This window comes from Streptomyces sparsus (genome assembly GCF_054776295.1).
Window position 1 is genome coordinate 1 of the sequence record NZ_BAAHCA010001514.1, and the last position, 753, is coordinate 753.

At 73.8% G+C, this 753-nt stretch carries 2 protein-coding genes; both read left to right on the forward strand.

Annotation, left to right across the window (positions count from 1 at the left end; genetic code table 11):
- The coding region (locus ACYVE9_RS29335; protein WP_461030911.1) for a peptidoglycan-binding domain-containing protein at positions 1–425 on the forward strand (425 nt) is incomplete at its 5' end.
- Positions 422–753: helix-turn-helix domain-containing protein (locus ACYVE9_RS29340; protein ID WP_461030912.1), on the forward strand; the 332-nt coding region annotated here is incomplete at its 3' end. The genes ACYVE9_RS29335 and ACYVE9_RS29340, both read left to right, overlap by 4 nt.

The window sequence follows — 753 nt, forward strand, 5'->3', positions numbered from 1 at the left end:
CGCCGCGTCGGCGCCGGGTGCTGGTGATGGCCGCCGCCGGCGCGGCGGCGCTCACGCTCATGGCGGTCGCCGCGGTCCTGCTGCTGCCGTCCTCGGAGCCGACCGCGGCTGAGAACCGGCGGGTCGCCCCGTCGCCCTACGTCTTCACCCCGGGCAGCACCTACAGCTGCGACGTGCACCGGGAGGGCGGGCTGCTCTACGCCGGCAGCAGCGACACCGTCGAGGTGCTGCTGCAGCAGATCAGCACCAGCTGGCACGTCGTGGAGGTCCAGTGCCTGCTGACCTACCGCGGTTACCCGGTGGGTGACATCGACGGTGCGTACGGTGCGGCCACCGAGCGAGCGGTCAAGCGCCTCCAGGACGACGCCGGACTACCGGCGGACGGCATCGTCGGCCCGCACACCTGGGAGGTGCTCCGGCGGTGACTCGCGGCCCGACACTCGAACAGGCCAAGTTGGCAGCGGAGTTGGCGGCGCTTCGGGAACGCGTCGGGTTGAGTCTGAGCGGGCTCGCGCAGCGCACCACGGCCAGCCGCTCCTCGTGGCAGCGCTACCTCAACGGCAGCAAGCTGCCGCCCCGCGAACTCGTCCGCGAACTGTGCGAGTTGGCGCAGGTTCCGCCCGGCCGGCTGCTGGCCCTGTGGCAGTTGGCCGATGCGGCCCGCCGTGATCCGGCCGCCTCCCGGGGGACGGCCTCCGAACCGCAGGCCCGCGCCGCCGCGTCCCCGGTTCCCGAGGGTGCGCCGGAACCACC